We start from the raw sequence: 18,812 nt of genomic DNA, 5'->3' as shown, positions 1-18,812 counted from the left end.
ATCCCTTCTGTGCTTTGCTCACCCCTTAACTCCCGCGAACCATGGACCGCCTGAACAACCCACCACCGCTTCCCCGGTCCCGGCGGCAGGCGAAAGCTCCCGTGCAGGGACCGCGGGATTCGCCACCCTTGAAAGGTTTTGTCGGCCAGGCCCACCGCCTGTTCCTGCTCTCCACCCTCGGGCGGGCCATCGGCATCCTCACCTTCGCCGCGATCGCGCTGATCATCGCGGACGTTCTAACAAGTCTGCCGTGGCAGCTTCGTGCGATGGCTTGGCTCGTCCTGTTTCTCATCGCAGCGGGAATTGTCATCCGCTACGCCTTTCTGCCAATCCGGCGATTCACCACCGACACCGCGACCCGCGAAATCGAAGAGGCGCATCCGGAACTCGGACAAATGCTCCGCACCGCCAACGATGTCGCGGCGATGCCCGATCCGAAGAAGCACGGCATCTCGCCCGACTTCGCGAAGGCACTGATGGAGCGGGCGCATGGCAGCCTGCGCTTCATCGACCTCCCGGCCATCCTTCCGCGCAAGGCGACGAAGCGCTGGCTCGGGATCGGCATCGCGACCTTGCTCGTCTTGATCCTGCTCCTCTCGAGCTGGCAGGATTTCCGAACCGGCTTCGCGAGATTCCTGAGTCCCGGCGCCGACATCACCTATTCGAAAGTGCTTCTGACAACCGATCAGGATGGATTCACCAGCACCCACCTGCCGCAGATCCGCGCCGAAGTTTACGGACGGAAAGCCGACCAGGCCACGCTGCTCATTCATGAGCCGGACGGTTCCTTCACCGAGCTGCCGATGGAAAAAACACCACGCGGCGGCGAGTTCGAAGCCATCCCGATGGGCCGGGAGTCGAGCTTCCACTATCATGTCGTTTCGGGCGACGGCCGTTCATCGGTTGCCTTCATGGAAAATCGTGAGCCCGCGCGCCTGCTCTCTTCTTCCGCGACGCTCACCCCGCCGGCTTACACCGGCCTCCCCGAAGTCGAACTCGCCAACGCCGATGTCACCGGCATCGAAGGCTCCCACGTTCGACTCCGCTTCGAGATGAGCGCGCGCATGGAGGTAGCCTCCCTCCATTTTCCCGACGGCACCATCACCCCTCTGAAGGTCGCGGACTCGCAAGCCACCCTCGACTACCGTCTTTCATCCGGAGAGACGCTCTACCGCCTCGAAGGGGTCGACGCGCAAGGGCGATCGATCGAGCCCGTCGCCTTCCGCATGAACGGCAAAAAGGACAAGCTGCCGGAAGTCAAAATCGTCGACCCGTCCAAGGACGCCACCGTGACGGCGATCGCCGAAGTGCCCGTGCGCATCCAGATCAAGGATGACTACGGCATCGCCACCTTCGGCCTGATCCTCGAAGCCCAGGGCAAGGCGGTCACCATTCTCGAGCGCACCTTGGAATCGAAGGACGAGCTCAAGGTGACTGAAGCGGTCGTCGCGGCGATGGAGCAGTTTCCCCTTTCCGTCCGCGACAACGTCCGCCTCTACGCCTTCGCCACCGACCACAAACCCCGCGACGGGCAGCGCGCCGTCAGCAAACTGAAGAGCATCGACATCAAGCAGTTCAAACTGCGCAGCTCGATGGTGGAGCTTCCTCCGGGAATGGGACCACCTCCGGGAGAGGAGGAAATGGCCGACCTGGAAGCACTCATCGGCATGCAGCGCCTGCTCCTTTCCGACACCTTCGAGCAGCGCGAATTGTTCGTGAATGCCAGCCCGCCGCAGGAACTCTGCCGCGAGCTCGCGGAGCGCCAGAGCGAGATCAGCCGGCTCACTTTGGAACTTCATCAGGCTCTGGTTCTGCTTGGGGTGGGCCAGGACGACCTCGCGCTCTTCGACATTGCCGCCAAGCAGATGCTCGAAGCCGCCACCGTGCTGAATGCGGCCGATCTCGCCCGTGGTTTCGATCGCGAAGACGCCGCCCTTTCAACCCTGCTGGAAATCCGCAAGCACCTGATGGAGTTGATCGTGAAGTCGAAGATGCCGGGGAAGAAGCCTGCCGAGGGATCGCCGGAGCCCTTTGCCGATCTGGCCGCGGAAGCCGAACGTCTCGCCGCGGAAGAACGCGACATCCACAAGCAACTTTCCGAAAAGCCGGCAGCCGACCTGAAGCCCCATCAACAACGCCAGGAACTCGCCCTCGTCGATGCCGGCGAGCTCTTCAGCGACCTGGTCAACCACCCCGAGCGCACCGAACTGCTGGTCAGCCGCATGAGCGAAGCCGAGGAGCGCATGGATACGGCGGACCGCGAACTGATTTCAAACCGTCCCCAGGCAGCCCTGCCGGCGCTGATCGAGTCTGCGGAGTTGCTCGACGAAGTCGCGAAGCACCTGCGCGCCCTCGATGAAAGCAACAAGGCCGAGACCCTCGCCGAAATGGCCGAGGCCAGTCAGGAAGCCGCCGAAACCGCCCGACCGCTTCCCGATGCGGCAGAGAAAAGCGAGCCGATCGCCAAAAACGAATCCACCGAAGACGCACCCGCCTCGAGCAGCCCGCCAGCGGCCGGCGAATCGCCGGGCGAAGAAGGCGCCGAGGGTGAGGGTGAGGGTGAGGGTGAGGGTGAGGGTGAGGGTGAGGGTGAGGGTGAGGGTGAGGGTGAGGGTGAGGGTGAGGGTGAAGGTGAAGGTGAAGGTGAAGGTGAAGGCGAGGGCGAGGGCGAGGGCGAGGGCGAGGGCCAGGGTCAAGGCCAAGGCCAAGGCCAAGGCCAAGGACAAGGACAAGGACAAGGACAAGGACAAGGACAAGGACAAGGACAAGGACAAGGACAAGGACAAGGACAAGGACAAGGACAAGGGCAAGGGCAAGGGCAAGGGCAAGGGCAAGGGCAAGGCCAAGGGCAAGGGCAAGGGCAAGGGCAAGGGCAAGGCCAAGGCCAAGGCCAGGGGCAAGGACGGGGCAGCGATGACCAGATCACCAGAGGCCCTAACTCATCCCCGAGACAAACCGCCGAAAGCCAGTCTCCCGAAGAGCAGCGTGCCGAAGCCCTCGCCAAAAGCGCGCGCGAAGCCGAGATGATGGAGGACGTCCTCAAGCACTTCGCTTCAAAGGAAGAAGCATCGGGCGAAAACGGAGCCCTCAATGACATTCGTGAGTCCGCCAATACCGAGGACCTGGCCAAGGACCTGGAGGCCGCTGCGGAATCACTCGCCGATGGCGGCAAGCCATCCCCCGAGGACCGGAAATCCGCTCAGGATCTCGCCTCACGACTGGAGAAACTCGCGGAAGAACTGAGCAAGGAACAGCAGCGCCTTGCCCAAAGCAAACTCGAGCAGCTTGCCCGACTCGAAGCCGAAGCGCGCAGCCTCCGCGAGCAGGCCGAGGCCGCGCAGGGGTCTGGAAATCCAGGTTCTCCCTCGAATGGCACGGGCGAGGGGTCCGGCTCGGGAGGTCAGGGAACGAACGGCACGCAGACCGGAAACCCCGGAGAATCCGTCGGCGAACTCGCCAAGGAACTCTCGCGCTTCCAGGACGAGGAACTCCAAAGAGTCGCCAGCAGTCTTCAGAACAGCGCCCAGCCACTCCCCGGGCTTCTGGAACCTCTCGCCGCCGCCGAACAACGGCTCGTGGTGCTCCTCGACGAACTCATCAAACGCAACTTCCCGGACACCGGCGAAGAAAAGGTGCCGCTGGCCTACAAACGCGCCGTGGAGGATTACTTCCGCGCACTCTCCGATGATTTCCCCGAGGACCTGGAAAACTGAAACCCGTGATGATCCGCCTCCTTCTCGCATTCGCCCTGCTCCCGGCTCTTCCGCTTTCCGGGGATACGACGTTTCCCGTAGATGAATCGCCGGCCGACCACGATTCAGGTGATTCCGTCATCCTCGCCGGGGTGACGCCGGCCATCGTCAGCGTCTTTCCGGCCCGACTGCTGGAGGACGACGAGCAGTCGGAAAGCGAACTCATGGATCGCTTCTTCAATCTCGACCCGGACGCCTCCAAGGATCCGGACGGGGATTTCCAGGGCGTGGGTTCCGGCGTGATCCTCACCAGCGACGGACTCATCGTCACCAACAGCCACGTCGTCCATCTCAGCACCGGCGAGCTCGCCGACTCGATCACCGTCGAGCTCACCGACCGCCGTCGCTTCCAGGCTCGCATTCTCGGCGCGGACCGGCTCACTGACATCGCCTTGCTCAAAGTGGACGCCACGAACCTTCCGGTCCTGCCGATCGCCAACAGCGATCAGGTGCGGGTGGGGGACAAGGTTTTCGCCGTCGGCAACCCTTTCAAGATCGGCCTGACGGCCACCAAGGGCATGGTCTCCGCGCTCAACCGCAGCGGCCTCAACCTCGGCGGTCCGGGCAGCTACGAGTCCTTCATCCAGACCGACGCCCCGATCAACCCCGGCAATTCGGGCGGCGCGCTGGCCGACTCGCGCGGTCGCCTGGTCGGCATCAATACCGCCATCTACTCCGGCGCAGGTGGCAATGTCGGGATCGGATTCGCGGTGCCGTCGAACCTCGCCCGCCACATCTGCACCCGCTTGCTTGAGGATGGAGAAGTGAAACGCGGTCTGCTCGGCATCAAGGTCCGCGAGCTCACGGCGAGCGACGCCACCCGTCTCCGTCTCGAAAAAATCAGCGGCGTGCTCGTCGATGAGACGCTCAAAGGTGGACCCGCCGCCGAGGCAGGCGTTCTCCCCGGCGACCTCATTGTCTCGGTCGACGGTCGGGAGGCGCTCGACCGCGCCGCCTTCCGCATCGCCGTCTCGCTCCACAAGCCGGGTGATGATCTCCGGCTCACGCTTAGGCGCGGCGAGATGCGCGAAGCCCTCGAACTCACCGCGGTCCTCGCCGACCCCGAGGAAAGCGGCGCAGCCGATGCCGAGTTTGAACTCCTGTCGCTCCCCGGAGTGAAGCTTAAGCAGACAAAGCGCGGGGAGCGCGAGGGTCTCGAGGTCATCGAGCTGCCCGAAGATCCGGCCCTCTCCCGGAAGCTCGCCGTCGGCATGCTCATCATCGAGGTCAACGGCAAGCCGACCCCGAATTTCGCCGCTGCCGAGGCGACATTTCGCCAAGGCGTGAACGAAGTCACGGTCCTCCACGAGGGACACGAGTCCGTCCTCGCCCTCCGTCTCGACCGCTAGGAATCCCGCATGAACTTCTCACCCCGCCTACCCCCGGAACCCGCGATCGCCCTCGCCGTGCTGGCCGTCCTGACGGCGATCTACTGGACCTTTCGTAGCAAAGCCAGCGTCCGCAAAGGCCTGCGCGTTCCGATCCTGCTCTGCCGGCTCACCCTGATCGGCCTGCTGCTTCTTCTTTTCTTCAATCCCGTCGCCTCCCGTCACGCGGAAGCCCCGGAGGTCGAGACCCTGCTTCTGATCGACTGCTCGTCCAGCATGGGCCTCGACGCCCCCGAAACCCGCCTCGATCGCGCGAAGGCATGGGCAGCCCCGCTTGTCGAAGCACGCGGTCCCGGACTGCCGCCCCGGCTCTCCGCCTTTGGCGAAACCCTCCATCAGGTCGACGACTTGAAGTCGCTCACCATCGCCGGCGACAGCAGCCAGCTTGGCGCCGCGCTCAACCGGAGTCTGGATGCCGCCGGCAAGGTCCTTCCCGCCGCCATCATCGTCGTAAGCGACGGCCGCATCCACGACCGGGCCGAGCTCAGCAGCGCTCTCGCCCGCGCCCGCAGCATGGGCATTCGGCTGTTCACCCACACGCTTGGCGACGACGCCCCACCGCGCAACGCCACCATCAGGCACATCGAAGCCCCGCGCTCCGCCCGCGCCGAAACGCGGGTTCCTGTCCGCATCGCCCTGCGAACCGATGGCTACGAGGAGGGCGAAACGCTCAGCCTGAAGGTCCTCGACGAGACCGGGAAAAGCATCGCCGAGCAGGAAATCCAGGCCTCTCCGGAGCCCATCGAGCTCAAGCTTCCCATCACCACGGGACTGCGCACCGAGACCTACCGCGTCGAACTCAGCGAGGACCCGCGGGAGATCACCACCGCGGACAACAGCACCAGCTTCACCATCGAGGTCCGCACCAGCAAACTCCGCGTGCTCTTTCTCGAAGGCACGCACCACCGTCGGATGGTTGCGGGAAAGGACGCCTCCTATTTCTGGAACGACATGGAGTTCGTCTCGCGGGCGCTCGAGAGCACCGGCGAGATCGAGGTCGACTCCTTCACCCCGCTGAGCCAGCGATCGGACAGCCCGAATCTCTACTACGTTCGTAGTTTTAACGACGGCTATTTCCAGCTCGACCCTTCACGAGGCTTTCCGGCCCGCCGTGCCGACATCTTCGACTACGATGTCGTGATCTGCAGCGATGTCCCGGTCGGGAATTTCAACCACGACCAGATGGAGTCGGTCGTCGAGCTGGTCACCCAACGAGGTGGCGGCTTCTGCATGATCGGTGGCTACACCTCTTTCGACGCCGGCAACTACGACCGGACCCCGTGGGAGAAGATCACTCCGGTCGACATGGTGAATTTCGGCCATGGCTACACGAAAGCCCTGACCGGCTTCAAGATTCCCGCGGCGGTGGCGGATCACCCGATCTGGAAGATCCTCGACGACCCCGCCGCCAACCGGAAGTTGCTCGACGCGCATCCGCCATTCACCGGCTACCATGACATCAAGCGCGCCAAGCCCGGAGCGACCCTGCTGGGCATGCGCGAGGATGGCGGCGGCCCCTTGCTCGCCGTTCAGAACTACGGCCGCGGACGCTCGATGGCCTATCTTTCCGACATCAACGGCGGCTGGGGCCGCATCTACCTCGGCTGGGGCGGCGATGCCACCGGCAACCATGTTTCGCCCGACGCCCAGGAGTTGGGACGTGGCAGCGTTCTGTTCCGTCCGCCGCCGACGCGGGCCGTCTTTTCGGACGAGGCCATCACCCACCCCAGCCCGTACTACGCGCGATTCTGGATCAACACCGTCCGCTGGCTCGGAGAAAACAGCGTCTGCCAACAAAAGACCGGACTCCTCGGCCAGATCGAGTCCACCGGCCTCCACCCCGGCGAGGAAGTCGCGATCTCCGCCGAGGTCTTCGCCGCCTTGCCGCTTGAGGAGCTCCCCGAGCTGGACGTCACCGCACGACTTTCGCTGCCTGGCTCAAAGCCGCAACGCCTCGAATGGAACGCCGGTCGACGCGAGTTCACCGGCCAAGTTCGGATTCCGGATGCCATTTCCGGCAGCGTCCTGAGCGTGCTGTTCACCGCCCGCCATCGCGACGAGACCCTCCGCGACGAGATCCGTGTCAGTGTGCTGAAGCTCAGTCCCGAGTTCGAGAACACCGTGCCCGACCGCGTGTTGATGGAAGACCTCGCCGCAAGCACCGGAGGTCAAGTCGTCGCGACGCCCGCCGACGCCCTTGCCGCGCTGCAGCAAGTCGTTTCGATGGCCGAGAAAGCGGAGACACGCTACGTCGAACCGCTGTGGGACCGCTGGTGGTGCTGGCTGCTCATCCTGAGCGTGCTCACCATCGAATGGGGCCTCCGTCGCAAGGCGGGCTACCCGGCGAGGTTGTTAGAGCGCTAGCAGAACGAGTCGCCACGGCTTCATTTTCCCTTCGCTGAAACCGAGGCCTTCACGGTTTTACTATATGTCAGGTAGCCATTCGCATCGATGATCGCGAAGCAGTAGGCAGGGTTGCCGGCCGGGATCTCGGCAGTGACGCGGTAGCCGTCGGCATCGATGCTTGCCGGCTCACGCATGCCCGGCAACTTCGCGTCGTCCGGCTCGCTGACCATTTCCTTGTATCGGTGTTTGGCGCTTGGATCTTCCGGGCGATAGATCACCCAGGCCTTTTTGACCGCTGGTCCTGAGGTTTCAACAGACAAGGTCGCCTGACGGCTGCCCCGATCATATTTCGGCTGCGAGAGCATCGCCGACGGTGTTTTCTTCTTCGAGTAATCAGGATTCAAATAGGGACCCTCCGCGTGGTTCGCGGCAAGCTCCGCCTCGAGTGCCGCGCTCAGTTTCTCGACCACCGAGCTGAACTCCGGATTCTTCGCGAGGTCATGGACCTCCTCGAAGTCGTTTCGCTGGCCGTCCTTGTAGAGTTGATACAACTCGTAGTCGTTCGTCGCGTAGCGCTTGTAGAGCTTGAAGTCACCGCTGCGGATCGCGGACTTCATGGAATCCATGCCGTTGTGAGGGAAGTGCCAGAAAAGCTGGGCGCGCTCGTTGCCCTTGGCGTCGACAACCTGCTCTGATTTGCCCTCAAGCACGGGCGAAATATCGAGCCCGCTGAGTTCCTCGAAGTCGTCCGGCGCCACCTTCGATCCAGTCAGTTCCAGGATCGTCGGGAAGTAGTCGAGTTGATTGACGAGTCCATCGAAGCGGCTGCCGTGTTTGATTCCCGGCCCGGCGATCACCATCGGCACGCGAACGCCCCCGTCTTCAGGATGCGTCTTTCCATACTTCAAGGGCGCGTTGTCGGAGATGATTTCCTTGCCGTGCTTCTCGGCTCCGCCATTGTCCGAGGTGAAGAAAATGTAGGTCGTCTCAATCAGCTTCTTGCCCGGATTTCTCGGGTCGTCGGTCGTCTTCAGAAAGTCGACCACGCGGCCGAGACTCCAGTCGACCGTCGTCACCATCGAGGCGAAATAGGGGTTCTGCTGTCCCGGCAGCGACATGTCGCCCGGCTTCGGCGGAAAGGGTTGACCGAGTTTGTCGCAGTAGTATTCGAGCAACTCGCCGTTGCGGGTCAGGACCGGCCAGTGGACCATCCAGTGGCAGAGGTTGAGGAAAAACGGCTGATCGCCACTTTCCGACATGAAGCGAATCGCCGACTCCGTGACCTCATCGTAGGGGTAGCTGATTCCTTCCGGATGCTTGTCGCTGGTCGGCGGGTACTTCTCCTTGCTGAGCGGGTAGTTCTTGTCATCGGCGGTGGCGAAACCCTTGGTGCGGTCGTCCATGCCGCGATGCGGCCCGCGATCCTGGTTGACCACTTCAAAGCCGTAGTTGGCCGCATTCAGACCGACGTGCCACTTGCCGGAATGCCCGGTGCGGTAGCCGTTGGCTTTCATCGCATCCGCCAGGGTCAGCAAATTCAGATCCAGGTGGTTTTCGAGGTAGGGCGGCACCAGGGGATCGGTCTTTCTTCCCGGCTTGATCGCGCCAAGATGCACATGGGTCATGCCGATCTTGGCCGGATGCTGCCCGGTGATGATGCCGGCCCGCGATGGCGAACAACTCGGCGCCGGTGCGTAGCCCTGGGTGAAATTCATCCCGGACTCGGCAAGCTTAATCACGTTTGGCGTCTCATAAGGACAAGGCTCATCAACATCGTTGATCTGCACATCCTGCCATCCAAGATCATCCACATAGAATATAATGATGTTTGGCTGCTGAACCGCCTGCAGGCTACCCGAGCTCAGCCAACTGATGAGCAGAGCCATTGAGATAAAGATGGAAGACTTCATGAAACACGAGCATTCGTGATTTTACATCAGGAGAGTGATGACGAAGCAGATCTGGCTATTCAGCCACCGAGCAACCCCGCAATCTTATCCCATCCCTATCGCAAAACCACCCACTCAGCCTTGTCAGACATCAGGGAAAATCAAGTTAAATGGCAGGATACCTGATGACAGAAATCAGGGATGTACTTGTCACACTGACCTGTCGCGCCGCGCACGGCGACGGAGATGAAGACGAGCTGCGAATTCATCAGAAGGAGCTGACACAAATGTCAGCACTCACCCATGAATCCTTTCTCAGTAATTGTAGTAGAGATTCTTTTGCTTGAGATCCTCAAGTTGGCTGATGGTGGCGGCATGACCGTCGACGAAAACGACATTGGCTTTCCCATCGTGTCTGAACGGGAGCGTGGGCACATCCTCGTCCCAAAAGCCACCAGCGGGAACCTCCGCGGTGGTCAGCGAGCGGTTGGCGAATTTCTGATCTCCTGTCATTTTCCCATACCACCTGGAAATAAATCCGAGCGCTCTCGGCTTGCTGGTGAACTGGGCGGAATCGCCCAAAAGAATTACCTCGGAAGGACGCTTGATCTGAGCAGGCCGGACAAGAGGATTGCTCGTCGTGCCATCATCATTGGTAACATGATTGGGCATAATCGATGGGTTCGCTCCGTAAGATGTAATGATTTTCCCATTATCCGGATCGAACCCCGTGAACTTCGCCGCAGGGCAGGAAGCACAGGACTGATGGGTAATCAGCGAGTAGAAATGATCCCCATTGTTCGACACTGCGCCACCCGACCCTTTTGTCTGACTGGTGATCGGGGGGTAGTAGCCCCGTTCCGAGGCTTCGGTCGTGGCGATAATTGCCATCTGCCTGAGATTGCTGAGACAGGCTGAAGTCCTGGCCTTGCTGATAGCTCTTTTCGAGACGCTGAAACCAATCGCGGAAAGGATCGAGACAATGACAATCACTACCATTAATTCAGTCAACGTGAAGCCGCGAACCATGAAGGGCCGGGCGTCCACGAACCGTGATCGAATCAATGTCGGAGCGAGGAATGCTTTCTGAGCTTTGTTGATTTTCATTGGATGGGTTTTTATCAATCACCATCGAAAGCGATGGAGAGACGCGGTCTTGAATTGGCGCGTCAGGAAATCCCAAAGTATAATCATTCCCGCGTTTGTGTATCCGCAAAAATGAGGATACCCACCGAGATCCTTGCCCCCTTCCCTGTCGATCCGCTCGCCGAGCAGCATCGCCCTGTCCTCCTGGGTCCAAAAAGATATTCCGCTTCCCCCCTGATCTGCTATCTCCCTCTTCTAAGAAGCATTGCCCGTCTTCCTTGAATCCTGATCGCCCTTCAAAACCCATGAATTTCGACTTGCCTCCGCGACACCGAATGAACCCATTATTCCGATTCTTCCTCGTTCGATTGCTGGTCGCAACCGGCTCCCTGTGCGCGGCCCATGCCGCTCCCATTTCCTGGAGCACTCCAACCGATACCAGCTCCAAGTCCCAGCTCATCGAGGGCACTGTCGTCCTCGCCTTCAGTGGCGGAAATGCCGCGGCCATCACCGGAGGGGGACTGAGCGGAACCCAGAACTATTCCTTCACCGGTGGCGACTACACCAACCTGAGCTTCACGCCGGCACCCGCCGCAGGAACCTTGGGCAACGCTTCTAACGGAGCCCCGAGCACCGGCGACGCCAACTTCGACATCGCCATCCGATCTCTCGCCTACACCGGCTCCGCCAGCATCACCAGCGGCACCCAGACCATCACCGGTCTCACCGACGGCACCAGCTACCAGGTCCAGGTCTTCTTCAATGACCAGCGCTCCGGCCGGGTCATGACTTTCGGCGACGGCGAATCCCCGACTCCTAGCAAGGTGGACCTTTCCAGCGTCGGCTCCGGCTGGGGTCAACACGCGGTCGGCTATTTCACCGCCAGCGGGACCACCCAGCTGCTCACCCATGCCACCAACGGTTTCGGCAACGTCCACGTCAATGCCATCCTCGTCACCCAGTCCGGCCCGCCCCCCGCGCCGACGACCCCGACCCATGTCGTCGCCACCGCCGGCAACCACCTCATCCACCTCGATTGGGACGACTACCCACAGCCCGGTCTGCTCGAGTATCGCATCAAGCGCTCCACCACCATGGGCGGACCCTACACCCAGATCGGCACCTCTGAGGTGAGCGAGTATTTTGATGACACCGCCGTCAACGGCACGAACTACTACTACGTCGTCACCTCGGTAAATATCGACAACCTTGAGTCCGCGCCCAGCACCGAAGAAGGAGGCAACCCGGCGCCCATCGTCGAACCGCCCAACTTCCTGTTCATCATCGCCGATGACATGGACACCTACGCGCTGAATGCCTACCGCAATTCCGAACCGGTGGAAGGTGACGCCGCAAGCCAGCCCTATCCCATCAGCACCCCGAACCTCGACCGACTCGCCGCCGAAGGCATGCTCTTCCACCAGGTGCGCATCATGGGTTCCTGGACCGGTGCCGTCTGCACCGGCTCGCGCACCTGCATCATGACCGGTCGCAACACCTGGTCCGCTCAGACCGACGCCAACGGAGGCGGCAATGCCGCCGATACCCTCCCCGGCATCTTCAACCGGGGCGTCCGCTCCGGCATGACTCCGCTGCCCCACGCCACCTACCGGACCTGCAAGAACGGCAACAGCTACCCCACCGCCAATCTTGAGTTCAGCACGGTCAATGATGCCACCAAACGCGGCAACACGGCGGGCAATGGCAGCGAGTGGCACGCCGACCGCAGCATTGAGCACATCGATGACTGGCGCAGCAAGCACCGCCCGATCGGCAAACCCTTCCTAATGTATCTCGGTTTCTCCCATCCGCACGACGAGCGCAACGCCCAGCCTTCCCTTGCCACGTTCTACAATTGCGTCAACACCACTAATCCCGGATCCCTCAGGCTGAATCCGAACGCCCCGCCCCTGCCGATCAACCACCTCCCGATTAACGAAGCCACCGGCACCCCCGCCAACTACCCGTTCCACCCCTTCGACCACGGTCATCTCAACGTCCGTGACGAGAACACCGCGCCGGGCATCCTCCAGTATCGAAGCGAAGCCGTCGTCCGAAATGAGATCGGCCGCAACTTCGCCTGCGTCGACTGGATCGATCAGCAGCTCGGCCGTGTCTTCGCGAAACTGGAAGACCCCGACGGCGATGGCGACCCCTCCGACAGCGTCCTCGACAACACCTACATCGTCTTCACCGCCGACCATGGCATCGCCATCGGCCGCCACGGACTACAAGGAAAGCAGAACCTCTACGAGCACACCTGGAAGGTCCCCTACCTGGTGCGCGGGCCAGGCATCGCCGCCGGCAGCGAAACGGATGCCCTCGTCTATCTCCACGACACCTTCCCCACCTTCTGCGATCTCGCCGGACTCGACCTTCCCGACACCATCGACGATGACGACGGCCAGAGTTTCCGCTCCGTCCTCGAAGGCACCAGTGATACGGCGCGCACTTCGATCTACGGCCTCTACTCCGGCGGCAGCAAACCCGGCATGCGGGCAATCACCGAAGGACGCTTCAAACTCATCAAATACGATGTCGGCGGCAATGCCACCCAGGTGACCCAGATGTTCGACCTCGAGACCAACCCCTTCGAACTTCTCCCCGAACACGGCGTGCCCAACATCGCCGACGCACCCGCCTATCAGGCCATCCGCCAGGAACTCGAGGAAATGCTCATGGAGCAGCGCCTTCTCAACGACGATGCCGACGCCTTCCTCGGCGACCGCACGCTGCTGCGTTTCGAGGACGGCGTTGCCGGACAGCCTGCGAGCACCCTCGCCGATCGCTTCCCCTTCGGGAACCACGGCACCGCCGCCAGCGGCACCGGACAAGCGCCGCCCGTCTTCTCTGCTGCGACCGCTAACCGCGTCGACCTCGTCGTCGGCGAAACCAACACGCTCTCGCTCGACTTCGAACAGGATCTCCAGCACTACGCCCAGGTCCCTGACGCCCGCGAGCTCGATTTCGGCGCGGCCCCCTTCACCCTCGAGGCCTGGGTGAAACTCGAGACCATGCCCGACGGCAACAACCTCGCCAGCTCGATGCCCGTCGTCATGAAGAAGGTCATCGGTGCCAGTGACTCCAACCTCGACTACCTTTTCCTAGCCTCCGCCGGTTCCTTCGGAGACGTTACCACGTTCAACCGGCTTGCCCTGCATCTCGGTTCCGGCCCGATCCTTTCCACCCTCGCCATCCCCGACACGGAATGGCACCACATCAGTGTCGCGCTCGATCCCGTGAACGACGTGGTCCGCTTCACCCTCGACGACCAGGTCGATACGCAGGTCGTGACCATCACCGGCACCGCGAACGCCGGCCCGCTCACCATCGGCGCCCACTTCAACAGCTCCGGCGTCATCGACTGCGCCTTCGATGGGCTCATCGACGAGCTCAGTATCACCGATGGATTTCTCTCCCTCTCCGAACTCCAGCCGCGCGCCGCCATCTCTCCCGTCGAGCCTTTCAAGATCAGCTCGATCGAGTTATCCGAAGGCGGCACGGCCATCGATCTCACCTTCGAATCAGTCGATACCCGGCTCTACACGATCCAGTGCTCCGACAGCCTCCTCCCTAACAGCTGGACCGATGTCCTGAGTTTCATCCCCGGAGCTGCCGGTGCCCCTGAAACAAGTGTGAACTCCATCCCTCTCGGCGACGGGGAGCGGAGCAAGTTCTTCCGTGTCGTGACGAGCGACGGGATGTAGTCCCCCAGCGAGAACTGCGCTCAAACCCCGCCTTCCACCTGAAATTTCAGCGGCGAAGCGGGAGGTGTCATGACTTCCACTCGCAGCCCGGCTTGATCCCCTCGGGATGCTGTGTCGATGCGAAAGGTGACTTCGTGACGCCCGCGCTCCAGAAAGAAAGGTGTTTTCAGATCGGCGACTTCCTTACCGTCGACCCACAATCGGAGCCCGACAGTCGATGATATGTCGAGCGTGGCCTCACCCGCTGTCAGCACTTCGATCGCGCCGCGGGCAAAGACCTCGCCAATGGCAGCAAGCTCTTCCGCTGGAAGCTCACCATTCACCTTGCTGTAGGCCGTGGTCCACGTGGCGTGCGTGTCGGGAAGCTCGCTGTTAGATGGAGCGGCGGTGAGTCGCCACTTGCGGATCACCGGGCTCTCGTCCTCCGCGAAGTCCCCGGAGCGCCCGAGGACGGAGAGGAATTTCGCGAGGTCGAGGAAATCCTGGCGGCTTTCAAGCTGATCGGCAAGACCAGCAGGCATCAGCGAAGGCATGTCCTGCTGACGGGCGACATCCTCCACCGGCAAGCGGATCTCCTTCCCTTGGGCGGAGTCGAGCAACTGCAACTCCTTGTCCGACTGAAAGGTGACCACTCCCATCCGCACGCTGCCGTCCTTCATCGTGATGAGCTTGTTCTCGTAATGCTCGGCGATCGCCGCGTCCGGCTGGAGGATGGACTCGACCATGTATCCCGGTGTCGCCGAGGAGCCGATGGCCACCAGGTTCGGACCGATCTGCGCGCCGGCTGATCCGATGGCATGACAGCTGGTGCAGGAGATTTCCTTGCGGCGGTAAACCATTTCACCGCGATAGGGGTCCCCCCGTTTCACCACGTCCGCCACCAAGGCTTCCTGGTCCTCAGCGAGCAGGGTTGCGGATAGGGAGTTGCCGGAATCCTTGAAGAATCCGGCGACGCTTGAAGGCAGCTGCCCGGTGCTCCGATGATAGGCAGCGAGCTTCGATACCACTGCCGGATGAAGCTCCACTTCGCGCAGCTTCGAGGAAAGGACATTCGCGCCCTTCCTCTGGCTGAGGATCGCCTGAAGCAAGGGCAGCGGATCTTCATCGCCCGGGTCTTCGGTGAAGACGGCGAGCATGGCATCCACGCCAGCCTCAGTGTCGGCCTCGATCAATCCGCAGATCGCCGCATAGCGGGTCTTAAGGTCGGACGACTTGCTCAAGACGAGCAGTTTCTCCGATTCGGCCCCCTTCCCTAACCGGGCCAGTGCCACGGCGGATGCCTGCTTGATGTTGGCGCTGCCAGAGGAAGACTCTAACAACTCGAGCAAGGCCGCTCCACTCCTTGGGCTTTTCCAAGCACCGAGATTCTGAATGGCGAGCACCACGATTTCCTCATCGGGCGAAGACAGCAGCCCCTTCAGGCCGCTGGTGAGGCGCTGCACTCTTCTCGATGGCGTCTTTGATCCCGCGATTTCCCGCAATGCTTCGAGCAGCGCAACCGTGGCGTCGCGGTCGAAGCCCTTCTCCGTCACCGCTTTCAGAACCATGGCGGCCTCCTCGTCATTGGCGGAGTCAATGAACTGCGCCTTGATCGCGTCGTGAACGCCGGCCGAAGGATTTTCAAGATATGCCGTAAGCCGCTTACCGAATCCGATGCCGGACATCGACTCGGCATAGGCACGGTGCGAATCCTTCGCAAATTCCAACTCTCCCGCCTCCATCGCCGGCCGCCAGTACTTTGCGAGTGCCATGTCAGTCTGCTCGAGCGCCATGTCGACCAGCGGATCCTTCGCTCCGTCCAGCGCATGCAGTGCGGCAGCGAAAGCGGCGGCATTCGGGATGAAACCTGCCGAAAGCACCGCTTCCATCCGGGTCCGGGGAAAGGGATCGGCCGAGAGTTTCGCGACCAGCGCCAGCGGGTCGTCGATCCCCGCGTGCCAATAGCGAAGAATGCGTGCAGCCGCCGAGCGGGCGTGCCCGGAGTCCGATGCAATCACTTCCATCAGGATCCTCTCGCTGATTCGCTCGACGTTTTGACAAGCCCACATCGCCTCGATGAGATGATGGGGGTAACCGGCAGCGGCGACATCGAGCGTTTCGATCCAGGCTTCAGCAGCAGCCAGCACCTCGTCCGGATCGCGCTCGCTCAACTCCTTGCGTGCCTGATGGCGGGTCCATGGCTCCGGGCTGTCCAACTGCCCGACGAGATCCTTCACAGTGAGTCCGGTCAACTTCGGCTTTTCGACCAATGGGCTGGCGGTCTTGGTGATGCGCCAGATGCGGCCATGATCGTGGTCACGACGCGGATCGCGGAAGTCGTGGTTCGCGTGGTTGATGATCGAGTTATACCAATCCGCAATGTAGATCGCGCCGTCCGGCCCCATTTTCACATCGACGGGACGGAAATTCGGATGCCTCGACTCGATGAGCGGATCCAGCACCCGGGCATTGAAGCCTGCGCCATCCTCGATGAACTCGTAGCGCACCACCGAGCGGCTCTTGAAGCGCCCCGTGAGGAGCTGTCCCTGAAGATCATCGCCGATATGGCTCCCGCTGGCGAGATCCCCACCGCATTGCTTCGAGGTCGTAATCAGCGGTTTGATCCGAACCGCCTCGCCGCTGTTACCCGTGGTCGGCGAGATGTAGAGGATCTTCGGATTATTCACCATGAACGACTGCCCCCACTGGTCGAAGACATGTCCCCATGGGTTGCCGCCCGCGCCCGAGCTGAAAACGCGCAATTCCTCGGTGCGTGGATTGTATTGATAGATCCCGCCGTTGACATTGCGAACCATGCCGCGCTGCGTCTCGACTTGAGTGTGGAGGAAGAGTCCTTCCTGAAAGTAAATCCAGCCGCCAGGTCCCCGCCGCCAGGCACTGATCGAATGGTGGCTGTCTTCGATTCCGAACCCTGTTAGAGCCAGCGTTCGCTCGTCAGCCACGTCGTCGCCGTCGGTATCCTTGAGGAAAAGCACGTCGGGCGACTGGCCGACATAGCAGCCGCCATTCGCCAACTCGATGCCGGTGGGGAGATAGAGTCCGTCGGCAAAAACGGTCGACTTGTCCGCCCTTCCATCGTTGTCGGTGTCCTCGAGGATGATGATCTTGTCGTCGACCTTCTGTCCGGGTTTCACCTGAGGATAAGTCCACGAACACGCGACCCACAGTCTCCCTTTCGAGTCCCACTGCATGTGCACCGGGTTGGCGATCATCGGCTCGGAGGCGAAGAGGTTGGCCTCGTAGCCGGGCAGGATCGTGAAGTTCTCCAGCTCCGATGCCGGGTCGTGATTCGTCATCAGCGTGACGTCGGCGCCCTGCAGGTTGGCCGACTTGATGCCGGTGGTATCGACGGCGATGCCTGCGCCGCAACTCAGGATCGAGGCGAGCAGGGTGGATGGGATGAGTTTCATGAAAAGCGGGTTGGAAAGTGGTTAGAGTCCCTTGGCAATCAGACGCCAGATGCGGGTCTTTGTCCCACTGGCTTCGCGGATGTCCTGCTCGCGTTTCTTCGCCAGTTCGTTGAACTCCACCTGTTCGGCCGGCAGGGCTTTCCCGGAGGGCGAGCGTTTGCGCTCCCCGACGATGTGAACCTGATTCAGCGCCTTCCAGCTATAAAGGAACTGGAGATTCTTATCGTTGATCGCAGTGCGCAAAGCCTCCGCTTCCTGATGGGCTGGCGAATTTTCGATCGCCACCCCCTCGGCCCATTCGGCGTGATTCGCCGTCGTGATCTTGACGTCGTCGATCATCAGCGTGTACTCTCCCGGATCGAGATTCGGCACGACGAGCAGATCCTTTTGCGGAGCAAGCGATGCCGGAATCTCGATCCCCTCCGGTGGCGCGAGGCTGGCACCGCTGGGCTCCGTAACCGCAAAAACAAGGTCGCGCTTTTCCCGGCTGACCTTTCCCAGGCGAACACCCTCGGCGCTTCCCTCGGCCGCATTCGGATCCAGCGTGATCTTCCAGGGGGTCACCGATTCACCCAGCAGAGCTTCGGCGAGCACCCGACTAACAGCCCAATAGCCGTAGGGATTCAGGTGGATGCCATTGGTCGTAAGCCGGGTGGTTCCCGCATCCTTCATCATCCGGCGCGTCGGCTCAAAGAGGTCGATGAAGGGCACCTCCACCTCGTCCGCCACCTCTTTCATCGCCGCAGTGTAGGCTTCCAACTCCCGGTTGCGTTCCGTCACTGCCGGAGTGGTGCTGCCGAGATATTCGTAAGCGATCGGCGAAACGAGAACCAGACGCACGGCACATTCGGCATTATATGCTTTCCCCTGATGAGAGACGATAAAGGCTGTTAGATCATTCTTGAAAGCCGCCAGTCCTGCCTCGCCATCGAAGGATTCCCCCATGCCGAAGCAGGCGATGATGAGATCCGTTTCATGTGCCTTGAGCGTCGATTCCTCACTCGGAAATCCGGTCGGACGGTCGCGGACCGTCAAGGTGTCGCCACCCCATCCGAGGTTGCGCATCGAGATATCGCGGCTTTGCTGGAGCCGTGTCTCAAGGTAGCCATGGATGCGCAATTGGTCGGCGAAGGTGTTGCCGACGATGGCGATGTGGTCACCCTCATGAACGAGCGGCGCCGCCTGCACGAGCGGCGTGAGGAGCATCGCGACGACGATGGAAAGGGGTCTCATG

The 18,812-nt window shown here is 61.7% G+C and carries 8 protein-coding genes; 4 read left to right on the top strand and 4 right to left on the bottom strand.

The window, feature by feature from the left end:
- The first annotated feature begins 41 nt into the window (after positions 1-41).
- Genes ACFQY0_RS11310 through ACFQY0_RS11300 form a run of 3 tightly spaced genes read left to right on the top strand, consistent with a single transcriptional unit; the run spans position 42 to position 7,504 of the window.
- Entirely contained in the window at positions 42-3,713 is a 3,672-nt protein-coding gene (locus ACFQY0_RS11310) for a DUF4175 family protein (RefSeq protein WP_379712378.1), read from the top strand.
- An 8-nt stretch (positions 3,714-3,721) separates the two neighbouring features.
- Positions 3,722-5,101 carry a S1C family serine protease gene (locus tag ACFQY0_RS11305; RefSeq protein WP_379712376.1) on the top strand — a complete coding sequence of 460 codons (1,380 nt, stop codon included), beginning with the start codon at positions 3,722-3,724 and terminating at the stop codon, positions 5,099-5,101.
- Positions 5,102-5,110: 9 nt separating this feature from the next.
- Entirely contained in the window at positions 5,111-7,504 is a 2,394-nt protein-coding gene (locus tag ACFQY0_RS11300; RefSeq protein ID WP_379712374.1) for a glutamine amidotransferase, read from the top strand.
- A gap of 20 nt (positions 7,505-7,524) precedes the next feature.
- Here ACFQY0_RS11300 and ACFQY0_RS11295 read toward each other — a convergent pair whose 3' ends face one another.
- Complete coding sequence (locus tag ACFQY0_RS11295; RefSeq protein WP_379712372.1) at positions 7,525-9,372, bottom strand: sulfatase; 1,848 nt, start codon at positions 9,370-9,372, stop codon at positions 7,525-7,527.
- Positions 9,373-9,690: 318 nt separating this feature from the next.
- Positions 9,691-10,404 (bottom strand): prepilin-type N-terminal cleavage/methylation domain-containing protein, encoded by a 714-nt coding sequence (locus ACFQY0_RS11290; RefSeq protein ID WP_379712370.1) that lies wholly within the window; start codon positions 10,402-10,404, stop codon positions 9,691-9,693.
- Positions 10,405-10,796: 392 nt separating this feature from the next.
- Here ACFQY0_RS11290 and ACFQY0_RS11285 point away from each other — a divergent pair, with 392 nt between their 5' ends.
- On the top strand, positions 10,797-14,168 hold the full coding sequence (locus ACFQY0_RS11285; RefSeq protein ID WP_379712368.1) for a sulfatase-like hydrolase/transferase: 3,372 nt from the start codon (positions 10,797-10,799) through the stop codon (positions 14,166-14,168).
- 20 nt (positions 14,169-14,188) lie between these two features.
- Here the strand turns inward: ACFQY0_RS11285 and ACFQY0_RS11280 are convergent, their stop codons facing one another.
- Together ACFQY0_RS11280 and ACFQY0_RS11275 are read right to left on the bottom strand one after the other, a co-directional pair.
- A complete protein-coding gene (locus tag ACFQY0_RS11280) occupies positions 14,189-17,578 on the bottom strand; it encodes a PVC-type heme-binding CxxCH protein (protein ID WP_379712366.1) in 3,390 nt (1,129 codons plus the stop codon).
- Between the two features lie 21 nt (positions 17,579-17,599).
- The gene (locus tag ACFQY0_RS11275; protein ID WP_379712364.1) at positions 17,600-18,811 is read right to left on the bottom strand and encodes an SGNH/GDSL hydrolase family protein; all 1,212 of its coding nucleotides are present in this window, start codon (positions 18,809-18,811) and stop codon (positions 17,600-17,602) included.
- Position 18,812: the final 1 nt, after the last annotated feature.

Origin of the sequence: Haloferula chungangensis, assembly GCF_042664875.1 — a bacterium.
Lineage (GTDB): Bacteria > Verrucomicrobiota > Verrucomicrobiia > Verrucomicrobiales > Akkermansiaceae > Haloferula > Haloferula chungangensis.
Note: the sequence above shows the minus strand (reverse complement) of the source record. Positions and strands in the feature narration are given on the sequence as shown.

Bases quoted from the DNA above. Each gene is read 5' to 3' on its own strand.
- ACFQY0_RS11310 (WP_379712378.1), top strand. From the start codon at position 42: ATGGACCGCCTGAACAACCCACCACCGCTTCCCCGGTCCCGGCGGCAG.
- ACFQY0_RS11305 (WP_379712376.1), top strand. From the start codon at position 3,722: ATGATCCGCCTCCTTCTCGCATTCGCCCTGCTCCCGGCTCTTCCGCTT.
- ACFQY0_RS11300 (WP_379712374.1), top strand. From the start codon at position 5,111: ATGAACTTCTCACCCCGCCTACCCCCGGAACCCGCGATCGCCCTCGCC.
- ACFQY0_RS11295 (WP_379712372.1), bottom strand. From the start codon at position 9,372: ATGGCTCTGCTCATCAGTTGGCTGAGCTCGGGTAGCCTGCAGGCGGTT.
- ACFQY0_RS11290 (WP_379712370.1), bottom strand. From the start codon at position 10,404: ATGGTTCGCGGCTTCACGTTGACTGAATTAATGGTAGTGATTGTCATT.
- ACFQY0_RS11285 (WP_379712368.1), top strand. From the start codon at position 10,797: ATGAACCCATTATTCCGATTCTTCCTCGTTCGATTGCTGGTCGCAACC.
- ACFQY0_RS11280 (WP_379712366.1), bottom strand. From the start codon at position 17,578: ATGAAACTCATCCCATCCACCCTGCTCGCCTCGATCCTGAGTTGCGGC.
- ACFQY0_RS11275 (WP_379712364.1), bottom strand. From the start codon at position 18,811: ATGAGACCCCTTTCCATCGTCGTCGCGATGCTCCTCACGCCGCTCGTG.